Source organism: Saccharopolyspora spinosa NRRL 18395 (genome assembly GCF_000194155.1).
In the GTDB taxonomy this organism is placed as follows: Bacteria; Actinomycetota; Actinomycetes; order Mycobacteriales; family Pseudonocardiaceae; genus Saccharopolyspora; species Saccharopolyspora spinosa.
The window spans coordinates 2,357,526-2,378,643 of the sequence record NZ_GL877879.1 but is presented as its reverse complement, the minus strand read 5'-3'; the positions used below and the strand labels follow the sequence as shown (position 1 = coordinate 2,378,643).

Genomic DNA, 21,118 nt, shown 5'->3' with positions numbered 1-21,118 from the left:
GGTGTGCAGAATCCCCGTGTCTCTGAGCTGTTCGATCCGGCTTCGTGGGAGCCCGTGGCAGGCTTCGACTTCACCGACATCACGTATCACCGTTGCGTCGAGGACGGCCCCGGGAAAGGCACCGTGCGCATCGCGTTCGACCGCCCGGGCGTCCGCAACGCTTTCCGCCCGCACACCGTCGACGAGCTGTACCGAGCCCTGGACCACGCACGCATGACCAGCGACGTCGGCTGCGTGCTGATCACCGGAAACGGCCCGTCCACCAAGGACGGCGGCTGGGCCTTCTGCTCCGGCGGCGATCAGCGGATCCGCGGTCGTTCCGGGTATCAGTACGCCGACGGCGAGACCGCCGAGTCGGTCGACCCGGCCCGCGCCGGGCGGCTGCACATCCTCGAAGTGCAGCGGCTGATCCGGTTCATGCCGAAGATCGTCATCGCGGTCGTACCGGGCTGGGCCGCCGGCGGCGGACACAGCCTGCACGTCGTGTGCGATCTCACCATCGCCAGCGCCGAGCACGCCCGCTTCAAGCAGACCGACGCCGACGTCGGCAGCTTCGACGGCGGCTTCGGCTCGGCCTACCTCGCCCGCCAGGTAGGCCAGAAGTTCGCCCGGGAGATCTTCTTCCTCGGGCGCCCCTACACCGCCGAGCAGGCTTACCAGATGGGCATGGTCAACGCCGTCGTCCCGCACGACGAGCTGGAGGCCACCGCGCTGCAGTGGGCCCACGAGATCAACGGCAAGTCGCCGACTGCGCAGCGCATGCTCAAGTACGCGTTCAACGCCATCGACGACGGACTGGTCGGCCAGCAGCTGTTCGCCGGTGAGACCACCCGCCTCGCCTACATGACCGACGAAGCCGTCGAAGGGCGCGACTCGTTCCTGCAGAAGCGGAACCCGGACTGGTCCGCCTTCCCCTGGTACTTCTGAGTCGTCGGGATCGGTTCCGGGCGGGCTCACACCGCTTTCCCCGGCACGGAACCGGTCCTGCCCGCCATCGCCTGCCAGCCGTCGGCCTAAGAGGTCCACCAGCAGGTCGGCCGGGCACACCAGCACGATCAAAACCATCATTTTCGGCTCCCTTCCAAGCGCGTACCAATTTCATCGGCCGGAAATTCGAACACTTGATCGCTAGAACAGGTGATCGAGTGTCGAAGTTCTCGCCGAGGCGGCGCAGCCTGCGGGGCCGTCGCTCACCGACAATGGGCAGATGCCGAAAGCCCGCGACCTGCAGCCGCTTCCCGTGCCGCCCGGAACCGGCGCTTTGGGCGTGCTACCTGCGTTGACGCGGGCACTGGACGGCGACGGCCCGGCCCTGCTGCCGGTCGCCGCAGGAAACGTGGAGGGAGCCCAGCGGCTCGTCGCAGCCCTTGCCGACGGCTCGCCGCTGGCCGGTGCCGAAGACCACCCCGACGACCCAACCGCGCTGGTCATCGCCACTTCAGGCTCCACCGGCACGCCGAAGGGCGTGCTGCTCCCGGCATCGGCGCTGCGCGCCTCCGCCGAAGCCACCCACCGCCGCCTCGGCGGCCCCGGCCACTGGCTGCTGGCGATGCCCGCACACCACGTCGCGGGCATCCAGGTCCTGGTCCGGGCACTGCTGGCGGGAACCAGACCGCACGCCACCGACACCTCCGCCGGGTTCCGCCCCGACCGGTTCGCCGAGGCCGCCAGCCCGGTGCTCGCCGCGGACGGCCCGCACTACACGGCCCTGGTGCCCACCCAGCTGTCCCGGCTGCTCGACGCGGGCGGCGATGGCCTTGCCACGCTGCGGAAATTCGACGCGGTGCTGCTCGGCGGCGCTGCCACCCCACCAGCCTTGCTGCGGCGGGCCCGGGACTACGGAATCGGCGTCACCACGACGTACGGGATGAGCGAGACCTCGGGTGGCTGCGTTTACGACGGGCGGCCGCTGGACGTCGCGAAGGTCCACATCGACGGCGAGACCGGGCCGATCCGCCTGGCCGGACCCATGCTGGCCAGGGGCTATCGGCACCAGCCGGACGCGGTGGCGTTCACCGACGGCTGGTTCCGCACCGGCGACCTGGGCCGCTGGCAGGGCGACCGGCTGGAGGTGCTGGGCCGCACCGACGACATGATCATCACCGGCGGAGTGAACGTCGCGCCGCTGGCGGTCGAGCGGGTCCTCACCGAGCAGGACGGGGTCCGCGAGGCATGCGTGCTCGGCGTGCCGGACCAGGAATGGGGCCAGGCAGTGATCGCGGCGGTCGTGCCGGCGGACCTGGCTGATCCGCCGGCTCCGGACACCCTCCGCACCGCGGTCCGCGAGCGCCTCGGCGCGGCCGCCACGCCGAAGCGCGTCGCTTTCCTCGCGGAGTTGCCGCTGCGTGGGCCCGGAAAGCCGGACCGACGCGCGTTGGCCGCCCAGCTCGATTCCTGACTCCGGCGGGGAGGCTCTCGCCGACGGCCCTCACGGGTGCGCGAAGATGGCTTACATGGCGACTGTCGCTCAATGGATCGAAGGCGCTCGCATCCGCACCTTCCCGAATGCGATCGCACCAGTGCTCGGCGGCACCGGCGCAGCGGCGGGGATCGACAAGTTCGACCCCGTGACCGCGGTTCTAGCGCTCATCCTCGCCATGCTGCTGATCATCGGGGTGAACTTCGCCAACGACTACTCCGACGGCATCCGCGGCACCGACGACGACCGGGTCGGGCCGTTCCGCCTCGTCGGCTCGGGTTCGGCGAGGCCGACCACGGTGCGCATTGCGGCCTGGACCTGCTTCGGGCTCGCGGCGTTCGCGGGCCTCGGCATTGTGGTCCTAAGTGGACAATGGTGGCTGCTGGCCATCGGCGCGCTCTGCATCGCCGGGGCCTGGTACTACACCGGCGGCAAGCGCCCCTACGGCTACGCGGGCCTGGGCGAGATCGCCGTGTTCGTCTTCTTCGGCCTGGTCGCCGTCCTGGGCACCATGTACGTGCAGGCCGACACGATCTCCGGCTCCGGCATCGGCACCGCGGTGGGTATCGGCTCGCTGTCCAGCGCGGTCCTGGTCGCCAACAACCTCCGTGACATCCCGTCCGACCGGGTCACCGGCAAACGCACCCTCGCGGTGATGCTGGGCGACCGCGACACCCGCACGCTCTACGTCGCGCTGACGCTCATCCCGTTCCTGATCACGGTCCTGATCGGGCTGCGCAATTCCTGGGCGCTGCTCGGGTTCCTGGCCCTGCCGCTGCTCATCGTCCCGCTGCGCGCGGTGGTCGGCGGCTCGCAGGGACGCGCCTTGATCCCGGCGCTGCGCGACACCGGCTTCGCCATGCTGGCCTGGTCGATCCTCACCGCCCTCGCCGTGGCCTTCGGCTGATTGCGGCTGTGCCCCGCCGGACGATGCGGGGCACAACTCAAGTCACCGACAGCGATGCGCGCGACCGTCATCGAGCCGTATCGGCATTTCCGCACGCCCAACGGAGCCACACGCTCCGAAACCAGGTCACACCACGACGGCGGCGAGCACGTATTGCGCGATGTGCTGTGCTTTCTCGCACTGGTCGGTACCCACTTCGCTCGCCGTCACCGCGACCTGCAGCGTTGCGCCCGCCACACCTGCGAAGACGGTGCAGTCGTTCGCGTGTATAGTCCGCGTCCCGCGGACGGTGCCCAGATCCACCTGGTCGCGACCGAGCTTCGCGAAACCCACCGGTTGGGCGCCGATCACCACGGAACGCCCGCCGGACCGGGCCTGGAAGGTGCAGCCGCGGACCGGCGGATCGAACCCGACCTCCCGCGCGGCGCCGCTTTCCATCGGGAACGCCAGCACGCTCAGCTCGTCCTGGTCGACCAGCCCGCAGAGCTGGTCGACAGGCAGGTCTGCCAGCCGTTTCCGCTGTTCGGGCGGCACGTTCCGGGTGATCGACGGCGCCGCGGATTCCGTCGTGGACTCCTCCGCCGAAGTGGTCTGCGTCGTCGGCGCGGCGGCCGGCGGAGTCTGCTCGCCGGGCGTGCAGCCGGCCACCATTCCGAGCAGTGCGACCGCGGAAAGCCAACCCCAACGCCTCACCGACACACCAACCTTTCCGCATGGGCTCCGCACTCAGTCTGCCCGGAACTCGCCGGTGGCGTGGAAGTGCTCCAGGATCTTGGTCGGCACGGTCAGGTCCAGGCCGCGCTCGGCGACCCATTCGTCGTCGTAATAAGTGTGCGTGTAGCGTTCCCCGCCGTCGCAGAGCAGCGTCACGATGCTGCCGCTGCGGCCCTGCCGGATCATCTCCGACACCAGGCCGAACACGCCCCACAGGCTCGTCCCGGTGGAGCCGCCGACGCGCCGCCCCAGAACTTTTTCGACCCAGCGGATCGTGGCGATCGATGCCGCGTCCGGCACCTTGATCATCCGGTCGATCGCCTGTCCGACGAACGACGGCTCCACCCGCGGCCGCCCGATGCCCTCGATCAGCGACCCGGAGTCGCTGGTGCGCGTCGGGTCGCCGTCCCGCCAGGCGTCGAAGAACACCGAGTGCTCGGGGTCCACGACGGCCAGTTGCGTGTTGTGCCTGCGGTAACGCAGATAGCGCCCGATCGTCGCGCTGGTGCCGCCGGTGCCCGCACCGACCACCACCCACGCCGGTTCGGCGTGCGGTTCCAGCGCGAGCTGCTCGAAGATCGACTCGGCGATGTTGTTGTTGCCACGCCAGTCGGTGGCCCGCTCGGCGTTAGTGAACTGGTCCATGAAGTGGCCGCCGAGCTCGGTGGCCAACCTGCGGGACTCGGTGTAGATCGCGCCCGGCTCGTCCACGAAGTGGCAGCGGCCGCCCTGCCACTCGATGAGCGACACCTTCTCGCGGCTGGTGGATCGGGGCATCACCGCAATGAATGGCAAACCCAGCAGGCGAGCGAAGTAGGCCTCGGAAACCGCCGTGGAGCCCGACGATGCCTCGATGACCGGCGTGTTTTCCGTCACCCAACCGTTGCAGATCGCGTACAGGAACAGCGATCTGGCCAACCGGTGCTTGAGCGAACCAGTCGGATGTGTTGACTCATCCTTGAGGTAAAGCTCGACGCCCCACTCCGCGGGCAGCGAAAAGCGCAGCAGGTGGGTGTCCGCGCTGCGGTTCGCGTCGGCCTCGATGATGCGGACCGCTTCGCTGGTCCAGCTGCGCGTTCGGGTGCAGGAACGGTCGAGTTGGGTGCTGTCGATCACTGGGCTTCCGAAGTTCTCTCGCCGCGCAGCTGCGCGCGGAGCTCTTCTCGGCGCTCCCGGCGTTCGGCCGCACGTTCCGCCATGCCGACGGCGACCCTGCGGCGCAGCGGACCGAACACGAGCATCGACAACGGCATCACGACCACTACGGACACCGCGAGCGCGACCAGGGCGGGGACGTGCACCAGCATCAACACCGCGGCCACCGCAGCCACCATGCCAAACCTGGCGGCGGTGTAGAGCACGATGTCGCGCGCGAGGTTCGGCTTCGAGCCCTGGTCCACAGTTCCGACTCCTTGCTGTTCCTGCACGTCATCCAGGTTAGAGCAAACAGAGCTGCGCCCAGTGGGGCCCCGCCCGAAGCGCCGTTTTCGTCCCTTACCTTCCCTTTACCTAAACCCAAATGTTCGAGTACCTGACCATCGAGGTGCCAGGATGCGACCGGAATGCCCGAAAAACCACTACTCGCAACGTGGAGGTCACCTGTGACCGCGACGACCCAACAGCCTCGCCAGAACGGTCAGGAGCAGCTCCTCACCCCCGCGCTCTTCCGGGTCGATCCCAAGACCGTGACCCGGTGGGCGACGGCCGGCCGGATCGGCTCCATCCGGACCCCCGGCGGCCACCGCCGCTTCCGCGAGTCCGAGGTCCGCACCCTGCTGGCCGAGCTGACCAACGACGTCGACCGGTCGTCCTGAGCGGCGATCGGTGCGACCCGGCGCCTCGACCGCCGGAGAGCACCCCGCCACCGAAGATCTGAAGAATCGCCGGCGGTCCCGGCGACCGCCGATCCAGGTGGCTCCTCGCCCACCACGCGAGGCGCCACCTGGATCCGCCATCGGCAGTGCCACCTGCGACTACGACAACCGCACCCGGGATTGGCTAATCTCGAAAGCGGAACAGTTGGAGGTGGCCACGATGATCTACGTCCTGGCAGCGATCGGCGCGCTCACCGTCGTCGTGCTGATGTGGAAGGCCTTCGGCCCCCAGGCGACTGGGGTGGCAGGGCGACGTCCCCGGCAGGCCCCCATCGCTCCGGACGACGACCCCGAGTTCCTGCGCCGGCTCGGCGAGCAGCAGCGCAAGCCGCGATCCGGAGAGGACGACTGAGCGTGCCGTTGGTGGGGCGGCAGCGCCCACACTAACGCGACATCAGCCCCGGTTGCGGCCGGGGGCGTGCGGGAAGTCGTCGGCCACGATCGCGGCCAGTTCCAGCAGCGCCATCCGGGTAGGCGCGTCGAGCCGATCCAGCTCCACCTCCGCGCCTTCTTCCAGGTGCGGGTCGAACGGGATCTTCGAAACCGCGCGGCAGCGAGCCCCGAAGTGCGCGGCCAACTTGTCCACGTCGACCTTGCCGGACCCCGGGCGCACCGAGTTGATCACCGCGACGGACCGGGACACCAGGTCGCCGTAGCCGTGCGCCTCCAGCCAGTCCAATGTGGCCGAAGCGCTGCGCGCCCCGTCGATCGAGCTGGGCGACACGATGACCAGCGAGTCCGCCAGGTCCAGCACGCCCTTCATCGCGGAGTGCATCAGGCCGGTGCCGCAGTCGGTCAGCACGACGTTGTAGAAGTGCTCCAGCAGCGTGACAGTGCGCCGGTAATCGTCTTCGCTGAACGCTTCGGAAACGGCCGGATCCTGTTCGCTGGCGAGGATCTCCAGTCGGCTCGGCCCCTGCGAGGTGTAGGAGCGGACGTCGCTGTACTTGCGGATCCGGTGCGCGTCGCGCAGCAGGTGCCGCACGGTCGCGGTGGTTTCCAGCGGGATCTTCTGGCTCAGCGTGCCGCGGTCCGGGTTCGCGTCGACGGCGATCACCCGGTCACCGCGCAGCGACGAGAAGGTGGAGCCGAGCGTCGCGGTGGTCGTGGTCTTGCCGACACCGCCCTTGAGGCTCAGCATCGCGATCTTGTAGCAGCCCTGCAGCGGCTGGTTGATCCGGGCGATCAGCTCGCGGCGCCGCCGATCGGCCGGCCCCTCACCGAGGTTCACGGTCTTGCCGCTGGCCAGGAAGACGGCTTTGCGCCAGCCCGATTGGGGTGACCGTTTGGTCGGCCGGAGCAGCTGAGCGGACGAGAGGTCCTGGCCGAATGGCTGATCCCCGGTGCCGCCGGACGGGGCAGCCTGGGTGTATGACGAAAACGACTGCTGCGGGCCCGGTTGCGGCCCGCCCTGCGGGTTCTGCGGCGCGTACGGGTGCGCGGGGACAGGCTGCTCGCCCGCGGTCGGGTACGGCCCGGACTGCCCACCGGACACCGGCGCGTACGGCCCGGACTGCCCACCGGAAACTGGCGGCAACGGTCCGGAGGGTCCGCCGGAAACCGAGTAGGGACCCGACTGCGCTCCGGGCACCGGGTGCGGACCCGAGGTGTTCGGCTGCTGCTGCGGACCGGCGGCTGGCCCCGGCGGGAACTGCCGCGGGCCGGACTGGTTCGGGTCGGCGTACGGCGGCGGTGCTGCGGCGCCGCTCGGCGCACCTCCCGGGTAGTACGGCTGCGGCGCGTCGCCCATCGAGTAAGCGCCGGACTGCCCTGGCTGCGCCGGGTCCGTGTAGGACGGTGTCGGGTGCTCGGGGGCCGGGTGCGGTTGCCCCGGCGACGTCGTGGGCTCGACGTACTGACCGTCCGGAGCCGACGCGGCGCCGTTGCCCGTGGTTTGCGGCTCGGCGACCGCACCGTCGGCCTGCGTCGAGGCGATACCCGTCTCGCGCCGCGCTCCGGGCTCTTCGTACTGACCGGTCACCGTTGCCGTCCCTCCAGACAATCGAGTCGGGCCCTGCCGGACCGAATCGAGATCTCCCCGTCCTCCGCAAGGCACGGTAGTCCCAGATATACCTACAAGTCACCGGGGGTGGCAGGTCATTTCCGCCGACGGTTCCCGCACGGGAAGCCCGAACTGCGCAGGTGGCGGACGGCGCGCCGGGAAATGCGGCCGTTGCGGCCGATTCGCGGCGGCGCACCGGTCGACGCAGATCACGAACTCACAGTCCAGCGTACGAGTGAAGCCCGGCGACGACGATGTTGATGAAAAACAGGTTGAAGATCATGACGGCCAGACCGAAGATGTTGATCCACGCGGCCCGGACGCCCCGCCAGCCGGCGGTCGCGCGGGCGTGCAGGTACGCGGCGTAGACGACCCACGCGACGAACGAGCAGGTCTCCTTCGGGTCCCAGCCCCAGAACCGGCCCCAGGCGGCCTCCGCCCAGATCGCGCCGGCAACGATCGCGAATGTCCAGACCGGGAAGATGATCACGGTGGCGCGGTAGGCCATCCGGTCCAGCGCCTGGCTGGTCGGGAGCCGGGAGCCGAACTTGGCCAGCTTCAGCGGGTTGTTCTCGAAACGGCACCGCAGCAGGTAAAGCACGCTGGCCACACCAGCGAAGAGCAGGACACCGCTGGAGACGATAGCCGCCGCGACGTGGATCACGATCCAGTAGGACTGCAGCGCCGGCTGCAGCGGGGCGGCCTTGGCGTAGAGCACCGTGCCGGACAGGAACAGCAGCAGGATCACCGGCAGCATCAGGAAGCCACCGAGTCCACGCAGCTGCGTCGGGGTGGCCTCGCGGCGCTCGGCGCGCAGCTGCCGGAACAGCACGATGCCCCAGGCGACCACCGCGGCCAGGCAGATCGCCGAACCGAACTCGTACATGTTGCCCCACGGCACCCGGCCGGTGGCGAAACCGCGCAGCAGAAGGGAAGCAGCGTGCACCAACGCGCCGAGCACGGTCATGGCGACGGCCATGCCGCCGAGGCGCTCGCTCAGCGGGCGCTTCTGCGGGGTCTCAACGTGCCCGATCACCGGGGTCGAGGTGGCCCCTCCACCGGCGTTGACCAGCGCCGACTCGCGCTTGCGGACTCCCGCCCCGGTCCTGCCGTAAGCGAATTCCCCGAAGTACAGCAACATCGCGGCGATGTAGACGACCACGGAGGTCGCGTACGCCATGTCGCTGTAAGTCGACAGCGTCTGATTGACCGGCATCAGCTCTTCCTTTCGCGCGCGGACCCGGCGACCGCGCGTGACTGCGGCGAGTGATCGACACCCGTGCCGAGCAGGTCGGCGGTAAGCCTGGTGAACTCCTCGCCATAACCGGCCTGATCGGTCCGGGCGAGTCCGCCGACTTCGACAACGGTACGCGCGGAACGGGAATCATCCGGTTCCGGGCTCGGCACCGCACGGACCCACACCCGGCGGCGCTTGATGGTCAGCGAGGTGCCGATGCCGAAGATGATCGCGATGGCGAAGCCGAGCACCCACGGCTGGAACGGGTCGTGCGAGACCTGCAGGTTGGCCCAGCGCTCGACACCGTCGAAGTGGACCCTGGTGCCGTCGTCGAGGCGGATCTCCTCGCCGGGGCGCAGGTTCTGCCGGGCGACCCGCTTGAGCCTGCCCTGGTCCACCATCGACTGGTCGACGCTGAAGATCGACTGGCCGCGTCCGGAGTCGAGGCCGAGGTCGCCGCGCAGCACGTCCACGGCCACGGCCGGATCGAGCAGGTCCGGGAAGCCGGAGCTCAGGACTTTGCCGTCGAAGGTGGCGGTCGGCGCGAACAGGCCGGTGATCGCGAGCTGGCTCTGCCGCCGCTGCGCCTCGTCCTGCACGCCCGGCGGGTCGAACTTGGTGGCGCCCTGCGACAGCATCGTCTGAATGGAAACCGGCTGCCACTGGATGAGCCCGGTGCGCTGCTGGCCGTCGGGGAAGGTGACCGTGAACTTCGGGGCGTAGCCGTTGCCGGACAGGTAGACGCGGTCGCCGACGATGCGCAGCGGGTGGTTGACCTGCAGCAGGTAGGGCTGCCAGGTGTTGGTGTCGAGGTCGCCACCGGCCTGGTACTGCATGTCGACGCGGTAGCTCTCGACCTGCCCCGTCGGCTGGTACTTCACCTCGAAGTCGTTGAGGCGCACGCAGAACGGGTTGAGCTGGGTGCCGTCGACGGTGAGCCCGGCGCGGAAGGAGTCGTAGTTGTAGGTCCCGGAGTTGCAGAACTCGGAGCCGTCGGCGACCACGATGACCTGGCCCTCGTAGCCGTACAGCTTGCCGCCTGCGACGCCGATGAGCATGCCCACCAGGGCGAAGTGGAAGACGAGGTTGCCGATCTCCCGCAGGAAACCCCGCTCGGCGCTGATCGAAAGCGCGCCATCGGCCTCTTCGCGTTCGACCATGCGCCAGCCGCGCAGCCGCTTGCGTGCGGAGGTCATCACCTCGTCGACCGAGGCGTCGAGGGTGGCCTGCTCGTAGTGCGGCATCCGGCCGAGGTTGCGCGGCGTCCGGACCGGCTTGCTGCGCCACTGCTTGTAGTACTCCCAGCAGCGCGGCAGCAGGCAACCGATCAGCGAGATGAACAGCAGCACGTAGATGGAGGCGAACCAGACCGAACTGAACACCTCGAACGCACCGAGCTTGTCCAGGATCGGCGCGAGATTCGGGTAATCCCTGAAGTACCGGTCCACTTCGCTCTGGTTCAGCGAGCGCTGCGGGATCAGCGCACCGGGCAGCGCGGCGAGCGCGAGCAGGAACAGCAGCACCAGCGCGGTGCGCATCGAGGTCAGCCCGCGCCAGGTGTTGCGCAGGAACGCCAGGGTCGCGTTGAGGAATCCGGGCATCAGATCGGCGTCTCGAAACCAGCGATCGGACCACGCAGCACCGCGATCAGCTCTCCCCACAAACCGGTGACGAGCAGCAGGCCCACCACCACCAGCAGCACGCCACCCGCGATCTGGATGGCGCGGGCACGCCGACGCAACCAGCCGGCGCTTCGGATCGCCCACCGGGCCCCGATCGCCAGCACCACGAACGGCAACCCCAGGCCCACGCAGTAGGCCAGGACGAGCAGTACGCCGCGGACCGCCATGCCGGTACCGGCGTCGGTGGCGATCGCCACCGACGTGACCCCGGCCAGCGTCGGGCCCAGGCACGGCGTCCAACCGAGCCCGAACACGGCCCCCAGCAGCGGCGCACCCCACACCCCGGCGCGTGGCACCCGGTGCAGCCGAACGTCGCGCTGCAGGGCGGGCACGAAACCGAGGAAGACCAGCCCCATCGCGACCGTGACGACCCCGCCGATGCGCTGCAGCAGCAGCTCATTGGCCAACAGCACGTCTGACAGCCCGAGGAGGATGAGCGTTCCCGAGGCGAAGACAACGGTGAACCCGGCTACGAAGAGCAGGGCGGCTCCGGCGACCCGCCAGCGCCCGCGGCGGCCTTGCTCGGCCTCCGCGACGTCCACCGGCGGCGCCTCGGCGCCGACGACACCGGCCAGGTAGGCCAGGTATCCGGGCACCAGCGGCACCACGCAGGGCGAGGCGAAGCTGATCGCCCCGGCGAGCGCTGCGATCGCCGCCGCGAACAGCAGCGGACCGGTCGCGGCGAGCTCGGTGGGGTTCACACTTCGAGGGTAGGAAAGTCAAGAGGGCGATCTACCACCGGGCTCGGTGAACCGGCCCACATTTTTCCTGGTGAACGCCTTGTGCAGGCACGACGCGTTCCTGCCAGGGCCTTAGGTCCCGCGTTTTCGGGACCACCGCACACTCCTCCGGACGGCCAGGAGACGAGCATCACACCGGGCCGGAGCCCAGCCGCGCGCCCGCTTCCGAACGGGCCACCACCTGCACGTACGGAGGTGTCCGGAACGGCGATTTCACGTGAAATCGCCGCTCACCACCGGCACGGGCCTGGAACCCTCAGCTCTGTTCGGCGGCGACCTTCTGGACTTCGGGGAGCAGCTCGCTCTCCAACATCTCCGTCAGGAAGACCGCCGCGACGCGGTGCTGCCGGTCGAGGACGATCGTGGCCGGGACGGTGCTGCGCGGGAACTGCCGCAGCGCCAGCAGCGTGCGACCCGAGGGGTCGAAGATCGACGGGTAGGTCAGCTTCCGGTCGCGGTTGAAGTCCGCGGCGGCCGTCTGGCTGTCCCGCACGTTGATGCCGAGCACCTGGACGCCCTGGGCGGCGGTCTTGTCCTGCACCGCCTGCAGGTCGTCCGCCTCGGACCGGCACGGCCCGCACCACGAGCCCCAGATGTTCAGGACGACGACCTTGTCCTTGAAGTCGTCCAGCCCGATCTGCTTGTTCGGTTCCAGGAGGCTCTCGCCGGACATGCCGGAAACCCGGCCGCGCTGCTCCGGCGGGTAGAAGAGGCGGGTCTGCCCGCCGGGCGAGACGAAGGTGAACTCACCGCCGCCGCCCTGCGAGACGGCATCGTCGCCTTGGGTCGCGCAGCCGGCGACCAGCGCAAACGCCGCCGCGACCAGCGCGAACCGCACCAACAGTCGTTTCATGCCCCCGTCACCTTCGGATCGGTTTCCCCGGCCGGTTCGACGTAAGCGATCCGCACCAGTTCTTCGCCGCGGAACACCAGGCTCGTCAGCGATGCCAGCGAGCACTGCCGCCGCCGCGGGTCGTGCCACATCGGCTTGCCTTCCAGGAAGCGGCGCAGCGTCCAGATCGGCAGCTGGTGAGAAACGCACACCGCCTCGTGACCGGCGGCGGCCGCCCGGGCCCGGTGCGCCGCGCCCAGCATGCGGTGCGCGATCTGCAGGTACGGCTCGCCCCACGACGGACGCAGCGGGTTCCACAGCTTCGGCCAGTGCTTCGGCGACCGCAGCGCGCCGTCCCCGACCGACACCTTCAGGCCTTCGAAGCGGTTGCCGGCCTCGATGAGCCGCTCGTCGGTGGCCACGTCGAGCTGGAACGCCGCGCTGATCGGCATTGCCGTCTGCTGCGCGCGCTGCAGCGGCGAAGCGCCGACGTGCGTGACCTCGCGCCCGGTCAGGAACTCCGCGACGATCTTGGCCTGCTGTTCTCCCCGGTCCGACAACCGGTAGCCCGGCAGGCGGCCGTAGAGGACTCCGTCGGGGTTGTGCACTTCGCCGTGGCGCAGGAAGTGCACCACGGTCTTCTCGCCGGTCATGCGCGTGCCTCCGGGGCGGTGGCCGCGGCGGCGGCCCGGGCGGCGTGCGGCAGAGCTTCGGCAATCGCCCCGAATGCCGCCTCGTCCATCGCCGCGTTGACGAACCAGGACTCGAACGCGCTCGGCGGCGCGTACACACCGCGCCGGAGCAGCTCGTGGAAGAAGGCGGGGAACCGCCAGACCTGCTGGGCCTGCGCCTGTTCGTAGTTGTGCACCGGGGTCTCGCTGAAGAAGACACTGACCATGTTCGCGGCGTATCCGACCTGGTGCGGCACGCCTTCCGCAGTCAGCGCCGCGCCGAGCAGTTCGCCGAGCCGTTTGCTGTTGCGGTCCAGCGCCGCATAGACCTCGGCGTCGGCGGCACGCAGGTTGGCCAGCCCGGCGGCGACAGCGACCGGGTTCCCGGACAGCGTTCCCGCCTGGTACACCGGCCCGGACGGGGCGAGACGGGCCATGACGTCGGCACGTCCGCCGAAGGCCGCCGCGGGCAGCCCGCCGGACATCACCTTGCCGAACGTGTAGAGGTCACCGGCGATGCCGTCGATGCCGAACCAACCGGCCGCGGAAACGCGGAAACCGGTCATGACCTCGTCCATGATCAGCAGCGCCCCGGCGGCGCTGGTGAGCTCCCGCAGCCCAGCGTTGAAACCGGGCAGCGGCGCGACCGCGCCCATGTTGCCCGCCGCGGCCTCGGTGATCACGCAGGCGATCTGGTCGCCCTGCTCGGCGAAGACCTGCCGCACGGCTTCGAGGTCGTTGTAGGGCAGCACGATGGTGTCCGCCGCCTGGGCACCGGTGACGCCCGGCGACGTCGGCAGCCCAAGGGTGGCGACCCCGGAGCCGGCGCTGGCCAGCAGCGCGTCGACGTGGCCGTGGTAGCAGCCAGCGAACTTGACGATCTTCTGGCGGCCGGTGAACCCGCGGGCCAGCCGGACGGCGCTCATCGTCGCCTCGGTGCCGGAGTTGACCAGCCGGACCTGCTGGACCGGTTCGACGCGGTCGATGATCTCCTGGGCGAGGTCGATCTCACCGGCGCCCGGCGTGCCGAAGGAAAGCCCGTGCGAAGCGGCCTCCTGCGCCGCCCGAACCACGTCGGGGTGCGCGTGGCCGTTGATCATCGGCCCCCAGGAGGACACCAGGTCGACGTACCGGTTGTCGTCGGCGTCCCACAGGTAGGCGCCTTCGCCGCGGACCATGAAGCGCGGTGTGCCGCCTACCGAGTGGAACGCCCGGACCGGCGAGTTCACGCCGCCCGGCGTCACCGCGAGTGCGCGCTCGAACAGCTTCCGCGACCGCGGAGCCGGATCGTCGTTCGAATTCGATGCGGGGTTCGCAGGAGCTGTCACGTCCCCAGTCTGACAGGCGCGGCGCAGTGACCGGTCACACCCCGTTGGACTCCCGGCGACGGGCCCGCGACGCCAGCACCAACTGCCGGATCGCGTCGAGCAGCAGCAACCCGGCCATTGTCACCGCGCCCACGGAGGTGCCCAGCCAGCTCCCGATCGACCTGGTGACGACGTCGACGGCGCCTTGCGGACCCGGCAGGTAGATCGTCACCGTCCCGCGCTGCCACGCCCACCAACCTACGAGCAGCAGCACCACGGCAACGACGAGCTCGATCCCGGCCACGGCGGCCCGCCACGGCTGGTTCAGTCCGGCCGAACGGATTGGTTCGTCGGCGTGCTCGGCGCTTTCGGTGTCGACGGTGAGTTTCGGCCCGTCGGCAGGCCACGGTTCCGGAGTCGTCACGCGAAGAAGCGTCTCACGACTCACCGTGCACACCGCATACAACCGAGCAAGCACTACTCCAACCACCGAGCAGAGCCGTGAGCGACTACTCCTCCACCAGGCGGGCCAGGGCCGCCGACAGGGCTTCGGGGTCCTTCGCCCAGGCCAGGACCACTTCGTCGGGTTCGAGCCGCAACGGCACCTCACCCGTTCCCTTCGGGATCGTCCAGCTCCCGCCGAGCACTCGGGCCCCCACGGACGCTCCTACATCGGTGACCGCCGCGATGCGGCTGACCGCGAGCTCTTCCCGCCCCTGCACCAGCTCCGCCGGCGTCAGCCGCACCGAAACCAGTCGGCGGCGGCCGTACACCCAGATCGCGGCGGCGGCCGCGAGCACACCGCCGACTAGCAGCCACGTCGCCGCGTTCACCGGGCCCGGTGTCAACGCCTCGACGCCGAACCCGAGCAGCGCGAACACCGGTCCCCACAGCACCGGCCACCAGCTGCTGCCGCGCTCCGAATACAGCACCAGTTCAGTCATGCTCACCCGTCAGCCAGTCCGTGCTCGAACGCCACCACATCAGCACCGCGGCGAAGGCGCCCAGGATGAGCAGGACCACGTTCACGCTGAGCACCGCCCCGGTGCCCAGCAGCATCACCAGGTGCAGCAGTGCGAACGCCGACAGCACGGCGCGGGCCCAGGGGCGCCGTTTGAACAGCAGCGCCCCCAACACCAGGTAGGCCGCCACCAACACCGCGGCGATCCCGGTGTTCATCACGAGTAGTTGCTGCGTGCGCTCGACCGCGTCCGCCGGTGTGGCCTGGCGCCGCTCGATCATCCGTCCCGCCAGTTCGGTGCGCCCGAACCACATCAACGCCGTCTGCCACGCGAGCACGAGCGCCACCACCCACCACAGGACGATGGCGTAGCGCAGCGGTCGCGGCGAATCCATCAGAACCGGCTCGCCGCCTTGAAGTACCAGTTCGACGGCTTCAGGTAGGCCAACGCGAGGAACACGATCATCCCCACCAGGCCCAGCCCGGTCTGGCTGTAGGACAACGCGAAGTACGAGCTGGGCAGGTTCGCGCCTTCCAGGTCACCGGACATCGTCATGCTGCCGCCCTGGATCAGCGCGATGACGCCGGACAGCATCCAGAGGCCCGCGAGCACCGTGAGCGTGATCCGCGCCCAGTTCTTCCCGGCCCGCATCTTGAAGCCGAAGAGGATCCACAACCCGGTCAGGACCAGGTAGATGATCGTGATGAAGACGAAGAAGAACAGCATGACCCCGTTGGCGACGGACGAGATCTGCTGGTCGAGATCCGGGTCGCCCATGCTGCCGGCGATGGAGTCGTTCACAAAGCCCTGCAGCAGCAGGTAGCTCACCACGGACAGCACCGTGGCCAGCAGCGGCACGACGATCGCGATCCAGAACGCGATCTCCACGGTGATCGGCCGCTGGAACGCGCTCAGCTCCTGCGCCGGAACCGGCGGCGCCGCGAACGGATTCGACTGCGGATACTGCGAATACCCGCCCTGCGGGTATTGCTGCGGAAAACCGCCGGATGGAGTCCCGCCCTGCGGGTACCCACCTTGTTGCCAAGGATTTTGCGGTGAAGTCACGCGGCAAACAGTATGAACAGGGCGGAGTCGCTGTCTACTTGGTTGCGCAAACTCACCTGCACCGCACAGTTCGATGTAGTCGTTCAACGGTTCCAGGAACACCTGGATCGTGACCTGGTAGCCGCGCTGCGACGGGAGAAGCTGCGGATTCGGCCCCCGCTGCCAAGGGTTCCGGGACGAAGTCACCCGCCGACCGGACCACGAGTGATCGGCTCGGCTGGCCGACATAGCCGACGTCCGGGCACCGCCTCGGTTTGCGCGAACTCACCTGCCCCGCGCGGCCTTGAAGTAGTCGTTCGACGGCTTCAGGAACACGAGGACGATGAAGAGCACCGTCGTGATCGGGACGATGATGAACATCTGGACCAGGCCGATGATCGCCGAGGGACTACTGAAGACGGGCCCGAAGTTCCCGCCGACGGCGACCAGGAACGAGGCGATCGAGTAGATGGTGTAGATCAGCCAGATCGCAGACATGACCACCAGCACGGTCCGGGCCCAACCGCGCCCGCGCCGCATCAGCAGCGAGAAAACGATCCAGAGGACCGCGGACACCACTGCGATGCCGACGAAGATCATGTTGGTGAGGAGGGCGGACCAAATGTCCGAGATGTACTTGCCGAACATGACGATCATGATCACGAAGTTGAGAACGCTCAGCGCCGCGGACAGCGGCGGCATCACGAGCCCGACGACGCTGGCGAAACCCACGGTGCCGGGCACGCGCGGCTTCCCGGCGGGAACCTGCTGCGGATAGCCCGCGTGCGGCGCGAACTGCTGGGGATTCTGGCCCTGCTGCCAGGGGTTCTGGGGCACTGTCACCCGGAAACCGTAGTACAGCGGAGCATTCCGACTCGCCGTAATGCCCGACATCCGGCCGAAGAAGGGGCCGCGGTCACCGGTGCCGACCGGTTTGGAAGTACTGGTTCGACGGTGCGAGATAGGCGAAGACGATGGTCGCCGCGACGGTCAGCACCTGCAGCACCGAGAGCAGCGCACTCGCGATGCCGCCCGCCGTGCCACCGGCGATCGACGGGAGGGTGAGCAGGATCCACACGGCCCCGACCACCGTGATCACGATCCGCGCCCAGTTCCGCCCGCGCCGCATGAAGAACAGGAACATGATCCACAGCGCCGCGATGATGGCCACGATGACGGTCAACATCACCAGCACCACGGAGTAGATGCCGCGTGCCTGCTCCATCGTCAACCGCTGGCCCTGCGCCGCGGTCTCCTCCAGCACCAACTGCAGCTCGGCGTCCGACACCAGCAGGAAAGCCGCCGCCAGCATCGCGAAGCCCACCACCACGCTGGCGATCCCCGCCCAGAAGGCGTTGTTGATCGAGCTCGGCCGCCACGGCCCGTGGCCGGGCACCTGCGGAGCGGAGTACGGGTCGCGCTCGGGTTCCTGCGGCGGCGTCACCTGGCCCAGGTTAGGAACCGCAACGCCCATTGTCCAGGAATTATTACCAACCGTTACCGGTCGTTGCCGGTGGGTTACCGGATCGCCGGTTCCGCACCGCCCGGAAGAACCGGTTCGAGTCCGGGCGGTACATGAAAACGATCGCGGCGATCTCGACGAGCATCACGACCAACGAGAACACGACGTCCACGCCGGTGATGGCGACACCGCTGAGCTCGCGGATCAGCGCGGTGCCGACCAGCGAAACGGTGAGCACGGTGAGCACGGCGTTGAAGATCCCGAAGCCGCCGAAGACGGTGAGCACGATGCGCGCCCAGTTCCGGCCTTCCAGCATCCGCCGGGACAGCACCACGTACAGCAACAGGATCATCGCCTTGAGCAGGAACGTGACCATGATCCCGCTGTTGGCCGCGGCCTCCAGGTCCATCTGCGACATGCCCGGCTGAAGCTGGCGCAGCTCGGCGATCAGCTGGGGCCGGTCGACGAGCTGGATGAACGCCTGCACGACGCCGATCAGCACCGACCCGATCCACAGCCACCGCGCCACCAGCAGCGCCTGCGGTGATGTGGGAGCCGGCTCGGGTACCGGTCGGCCGAACGCGTCCACCCGTTGCCCCAGGTCCGTCATGCCCGCACGCCCTGCAGCCAGCGCGCGGCCTCGACCGCCCAGTAGGTCAGGACGATGTCGGCACCGGCCCGCCGGATCGAGGTCAGGGTTTCCAGCACGGTGCGCTGCCGGTCCAGCCAGCCGTTGGCGACGGCGGCCTCGATCATCGAGTACTCGCCGGACACCTGGTAGGCGGCCACCGGCACGTCGGCGACGCCCGCGATGTCCCGCAGCACGTCGAGGTAGGACATCGCGGGCTTGACCATCACCATGTCGGCGCCCTCGGCGAGGTCCAGGTCCGCCTCGCGCAGCGCTTCCCGGCCGTTGCCCGGGTCCTGCTGGTAGGTCTTGCGGTCGCCCTTGAGCTGCGAGTCCACCGCGTCGCGGAACGGCCCGTAGAAGGCGGAGGCGTACTTAGCGGAGTAAGCCAGGATCGAGGTGTCGCCGAAGCCGGTCGCGTCCAGCGAATCGCGGATCACGCCGACCTGGCCGTCCATCATGCCGCTGGGGGCGGCCACGTGCGCCCCGGACTGGGCCTGCACGACGGCCATCTCGCCGTAGATCTGCAGCGTGCGGTCGTTGTCGACGTTGCCGTCTTCGTCCAGCACGCCGCAGTGCCCGTGGTCGGTGAACTCGTCCAGGCACAGGTCGGCCATCAGCACGGTGTCGTCGCCGAGCTCGCGGCGCAGGTCGCGCAGCGCGACGTTGAGGATGCCGTCGGGGTCGACCGCGCCGGAACCCTCGGCGTCGTGCGTAGTCGGCACGCCGAACAGCATCAGGCCGCCGACACCAGCTCTGACGGCGTCGACGGCGGCCTTGCGCAGCGAGTCGCGGCTGTGCTGCACGACGCCGGGCATCGACTGGATCGGCACCGGCTCGGTCACGCCCTCGCGAACGAACATCGGCAGCACCAAGTGCCGGGGCTCCACAGAAGTCTCGGAAACCAGTCTGCGCAGCGCGGCGTTGCGGCGAAGTCGACGCGGACGGTGCGAGGGGTACATGACGGCGGCTCCCCAAACAGGCTCGGCGGGGTGACACCACGAGCGTAACGACCCGACAGAACGCACGAGCCGAGGGATCAGCTCGAGAAGCGCTCGGCCTTGATCCGGTCGAGGAAACCGCCGAAAACACCGGCCCCGAAGACCAACGCCGGACCATCAGGGTCCTTGGAGTCCCGAACAGCGGTGGCGGTGGATAAGCGCGCAACCTCGACGCAGTTGTCAGCCCCGTTCTGGCTGCGGCTGCTCTTGCGCCATGTGACGGAAAGCTCGGACGCACGCACCACTTCGATCACTCCAGAGGATCGGGCTCGAACTTGACTCGATCGAGCATTCCCAGCGACTCAGCGGAAGACAGCGACGCCCGCTGCGCCCGATCGAATGCCAGCGTATAGAACTCGGTGTGCGGTGGTCCATCAAAGAAATCGGAATCAGTCAGGGCTTCGACATACGCGAACGTCACCATTGGGTCGCCCAGGTGAAGCAGCGTGAACGAGGTCCCGAGCGCCAGGTGCGCGCCCACCGAGAACGGGAGGATGCGAACGTCGAAGTTCGGCAGGTTCGCCAGCTTGTGGATGTAGTCGATCTGCCCCCGCATCACCGCTGCCCTACCCACAGCTCGACGCAGCACTGATTCACTCAAGACAACGGTGACGCGCGGAGCGTCGGACTCGGCGAGCCTCTCCTGACGTTGGGCTCGACGCGCGACTGCGCGGTCAATTTCACGTGCCGTCAGGGCGTCACCTTCTTCGAGGATGGTGCGCGCGTACTCCTCGGTTTGCAGAAGGCCCGGGACGAGCTCCTCCCGGTAGAGCTTCAGGTGCGACGCTGCGGATTCGAGCGCGACGTACGTTTGTGCCCAGTCCGCAACGAACGCGGGGCCGGTATCACGCTTGCGGGCTTCCTTGCCGAGAGCGATAACTCTTTCTCGTTCGTGTGCGCTCAGCTTGTAGAGATCCAGCAGAGCGTTGAGTTCCAAGGGCGCGAGCTTCCTCTTTCCGGACTCCATGAGCCCGACCTTCTGGACATAGCTCCAGCCGAGAGCCTCTGCGACTTCCCCGACCTCCAGGCTCGCGCGTTCGCGGTACGTCCGCAGAAGCGCACCGAGTTCGATCCGTCGCGCAAGCGGTGGAGGCGGGTTTGCCATCGTCTCGTCCTCTCAAGATCGACCATCAGGGCACCGCACTATCCCACGACAACTCACGGCCAGCGATGTCATCCGATCGGGATCTTTCGTCTTATCACGTGACAGTTGTAGCGTGACGACAACGAGAGTTACTCCAGTGACTAGGAGAAACGGGATGGTTGAGCAGCCGGAGGCTTGGTTGCGGCCGCATCTGGGGGCCGTTGAGGCGAGCGTGCGCGCGGGGTTCCGGTTCTCGTACCTGCCGACGCTCGACGGTGTCCTTGCGGTGCAAGGGATCCGGGTGCGGCACGGCGCGATCGACATGTACCTGGCTCGGTCGGCCTTCGACGCCTTGGCGGCTCGGGTCCGGGTCGATGACCTGGAGTTCCATGCCTCGCCGCCGCCGCTGTGGCACGCCCGAGGCGCGGTTGCCGACGTGGTGATGGAACTGCTCGGCCTGCCGTCGCACGGCTCGCCGGGAGCCCCGGCGCTCACCCTCTCCCGCCCGAGCGAGCTGTGGATTCCCAGCGACTCCGTGAACTGACCCGACCA

26 protein-coding genes are annotated in these 21,118 nt (G+C 68.8%); 6 read left to right on the top strand and 20 right to left on the bottom strand.

Annotation, left to right across the window (positions count from 1 at the left end):
- The first annotated feature begins 3 nt into the window (after window positions 1–3).
- The 3 genes from SSPN_RS0130350 (at window position 4) to SSPN_RS0130340 (ending at window position 3,326) form a co-directional block, all read left to right on the top strand.
- Window positions 4–927 carry a 1,4-dihydroxy-2-naphthoyl-CoA synthase gene (locus SSPN_RS0130350; RefSeq protein WP_010312435.1) on the top strand — a complete coding sequence of 308 codons (924 nt, stop codon included), beginning with the start codon at window positions 4–6 and terminating at the stop codon, window positions 925–927.
- Window positions 928–1,207: 280 nt separating this feature from the next.
- Complete coding sequence (gene menE / locus SSPN_RS0130345) at window positions 1,208–2,398, top strand: o-succinylbenzoate--CoA ligase (protein WP_010312432.1); 1,191 nt, start codon at window positions 1,208–1,210, stop codon at window positions 2,396–2,398.
- A 55-nt stretch (window positions 2,399–2,453) separates the two neighbouring features.
- Complete coding sequence (locus SSPN_RS0130340) at window positions 2,454–3,326, top strand: 1,4-dihydroxy-2-naphthoate polyprenyltransferase (protein ID WP_010312430.1); 873 nt, start codon at window positions 2,454–2,456, stop codon at window positions 3,324–3,326.
- 126 nt (window positions 3,327–3,452) lie between these two features.
- On the opposite strand, the gene SSPN_RS0130335 is transcribed toward SSPN_RS0130340, so the two are convergent.
- Genes SSPN_RS0130335 through SSPN_RS0130325 form a run of 3 tightly spaced genes read right to left on the bottom strand, consistent with a single transcriptional unit; the run spans window position 3,453 to window position 5,440 of the window.
- A complete protein-coding gene (locus tag SSPN_RS0130335; protein ID WP_143539425.1) occupies window positions 3,453–4,019 on the bottom strand; it encodes a DUF3558 family protein in 567 nt (188 codons plus the stop codon).
- A gap of 33 nt (window positions 4,020–4,052) precedes the next feature.
- Window positions 4,053–5,156, bottom strand: a complete 1,104-nt coding sequence (cds1, locus tag SSPN_RS0130330; RefSeq protein ID WP_010312426.1) for an L-cysteine desulfhydrase Cds1 — start codon at window positions 5,154–5,156, stop codon at window positions 4,053–4,055.
- Window positions 5,153–5,440: a DUF4229 domain-containing protein gene (locus tag SSPN_RS0130325; RefSeq protein WP_010312425.1), complete on the bottom strand. Its 288-nt coding sequence runs from the start codon at window positions 5,438–5,440 to the stop codon at window positions 5,153–5,155. The genes cds1 and SSPN_RS0130325 overlap by 4 nt, the downstream gene beginning before the upstream one ends.
- Before the next feature lie 201 nt (window positions 5,441–5,641).
- Between SSPN_RS0130325 and SSPN_RS0130320 the strand changes: the two genes are divergently transcribed.
- The gene (locus SSPN_RS0130320) at window positions 5,642–5,854 is read left to right on the top strand and encodes a BldC family transcriptional regulator (RefSeq protein WP_010312424.1); all 213 of its coding nucleotides are present in this window, start codon (window positions 5,642–5,644) and stop codon (window positions 5,852–5,854) included.
- Between the two features lie 220 nt (window positions 5,855–6,074).
- Entirely contained in the window at window positions 6,075–6,266 is a 192-nt protein-coding gene (locus SSPN_RS0130315) for a hypothetical protein (protein ID WP_029535871.1), read from the top strand.
- A 42-nt stretch (window positions 6,267–6,308) separates the two neighbouring features.
- On the opposite strand, the gene SSPN_RS0130310 is transcribed toward SSPN_RS0130315, so the two are convergent.
- The 17 genes from SSPN_RS0130310 to SSPN_RS0130230 all read right to left on the bottom strand — a co-directional run bounded on the left by SSPN_RS0130310 (window position 6,309) and on the right by SSPN_RS0130230 (window position 20,587).
- Window positions 6,309–7,895 (bottom strand): MinD/ParA family ATP-binding protein, encoded by a 1,587-nt coding sequence (locus SSPN_RS0130310; protein ID WP_010312422.1) that lies wholly within the window; start codon window positions 7,893–7,895, stop codon window positions 6,309–6,311.
- Between the two features lie 238 nt (window positions 7,896–8,133).
- A complete protein-coding gene (ccsB, locus tag SSPN_RS0130305; protein ID WP_010312421.1) occupies window positions 8,134–9,132 on the bottom strand; it encodes a c-type cytochrome biogenesis protein CcsB in 999 nt (332 codons plus the stop codon).
- Window positions 9,132–10,754, bottom strand: coding sequence for a cytochrome c biogenesis protein ResB (gene resB / locus SSPN_RS0130300; RefSeq protein WP_010312419.1), 1,623 nt, complete (start codon window positions 10,752–10,754; stop codon window positions 9,132–9,134). Before resB ends, ccsB begins: the two co-directional genes overlap by 1 nt.
- Window positions 10,754–11,536, bottom strand: a complete 783-nt coding sequence (locus tag SSPN_RS0130295; protein WP_010312418.1) for a cytochrome c biogenesis CcdA family protein — start codon at window positions 11,534–11,536, stop codon at window positions 10,754–10,756. The genes resB and SSPN_RS0130295 overlap by 1 nt, the downstream gene beginning before the upstream one ends.
- 295 nt (window positions 11,537–11,831) lie before the next feature.
- Entirely contained in the window at window positions 11,832–12,428 is a 597-nt protein-coding gene (locus SSPN_RS0130290; protein ID WP_010312417.1) for a TlpA disulfide reductase family protein, read from the bottom strand.
- Complete coding sequence (locus SSPN_RS0130285; RefSeq protein ID WP_010312415.1) at window positions 12,425–13,060, bottom strand: histidine phosphatase family protein; 636 nt, start codon at window positions 13,058–13,060, stop codon at window positions 12,425–12,427. Before SSPN_RS0130285 ends, SSPN_RS0130290 begins: the two co-directional genes overlap by 4 nt.
- Window positions 13,057–14,406, bottom strand: a complete 1,350-nt coding sequence (gene hemL, locus SSPN_RS0130280) for a glutamate-1-semialdehyde 2,1-aminomutase (RefSeq protein WP_010312413.1) — start codon at window positions 14,404–14,406, stop codon at window positions 13,057–13,059. Before hemL ends, SSPN_RS0130285 begins: the two co-directional genes overlap by 4 nt.
- 34 nt (window positions 14,407–14,440) lie before the next feature.
- Window positions 14,441–14,833: a hypothetical protein gene (locus SSPN_RS0130275; RefSeq protein ID WP_237710789.1), complete on the bottom strand. Its 393-nt coding sequence runs from the start codon at window positions 14,831–14,833 to the stop codon at window positions 14,441–14,443.
- Window positions 14,834–14,894: 61 nt separating this feature from the next.
- Window positions 14,895–15,329, bottom strand: a complete 435-nt coding sequence (locus tag SSPN_RS0130270) for a hypothetical protein (RefSeq protein WP_010312408.1) — start codon at window positions 15,327–15,329, stop codon at window positions 14,895–14,897.
- A complete protein-coding gene (locus SSPN_RS0130265) occupies window positions 15,322–15,741 on the bottom strand; it encodes a hypothetical protein (RefSeq protein WP_010312405.1) in 420 nt (139 codons plus the stop codon). Before SSPN_RS0130265 ends, SSPN_RS0130270 begins: the two co-directional genes overlap by 8 nt.
- On the bottom strand, window positions 15,741–16,412 hold the full coding sequence (locus tag SSPN_RS0130260) for a proline-rich domain-containing protein (protein WP_237710788.1): 672 nt from the start codon (window positions 16,410–16,412) through the stop codon (window positions 15,741–15,743). The genes SSPN_RS0130265 and SSPN_RS0130260 overlap by 1 nt, the downstream gene beginning before the upstream one ends.
- A gap of 264 nt (window positions 16,413–16,676) precedes the next feature.
- The gene (locus SSPN_RS0130255) at window positions 16,677–17,234 is read right to left on the bottom strand and encodes a hypothetical protein (RefSeq protein WP_010312402.1); all 558 of its coding nucleotides are present in this window, start codon (window positions 17,232–17,234) and stop codon (window positions 16,677–16,679) included.
- A 73-nt stretch (window positions 17,235–17,307) separates the two neighbouring features.
- Window positions 17,308–17,835: a hypothetical protein gene (locus tag SSPN_RS0130250; protein WP_101377145.1), complete on the bottom strand. Its 528-nt coding sequence runs from the start codon at window positions 17,833–17,835 to the stop codon at window positions 17,308–17,310.
- Between the two features lie 43 nt (window positions 17,836–17,878).
- A complete protein-coding gene (locus tag SSPN_RS46585) occupies window positions 17,879–18,463 on the bottom strand; it encodes a hypothetical protein (RefSeq protein WP_010312395.1) in 585 nt (194 codons plus the stop codon).
- Entirely contained in the window at window positions 18,460–19,443 is a 984-nt protein-coding gene (gene hemB, locus SSPN_RS0130240; protein ID WP_044575115.1) for a porphobilinogen synthase, read from the bottom strand. The genes SSPN_RS46585 and hemB overlap by 4 nt, the downstream gene beginning before the upstream one ends.
- Before the next feature lie 77 nt (window positions 19,444–19,520).
- Entirely contained in the window at window positions 19,521–19,736 is a 216-nt protein-coding gene (locus tag SSPN_RS0130235) for a DUF397 domain-containing protein (protein WP_010312392.1), read from the bottom strand.
- The gene (locus SSPN_RS0130230; protein ID WP_010312390.1) at window positions 19,733–20,587 is read right to left on the bottom strand and encodes a helix-turn-helix domain-containing protein; all 855 of its coding nucleotides are present in this window, start codon (window positions 20,585–20,587) and stop codon (window positions 19,733–19,735) included. Before SSPN_RS0130230 ends, SSPN_RS0130235 begins: the two co-directional genes overlap by 4 nt.
- A gap of 154 nt (window positions 20,588–20,741) precedes the next feature.
- Between SSPN_RS0130230 and SSPN_RS0130225 the strand changes: the two genes are divergently transcribed.
- A complete protein-coding gene (locus SSPN_RS0130225) occupies window positions 20,742–21,110 on the top strand; it encodes a hypothetical protein (RefSeq protein ID WP_010312388.1) in 369 nt (122 codons plus the stop codon).
- Window positions 21,111–21,118 lie beyond the last annotated feature (8 nt).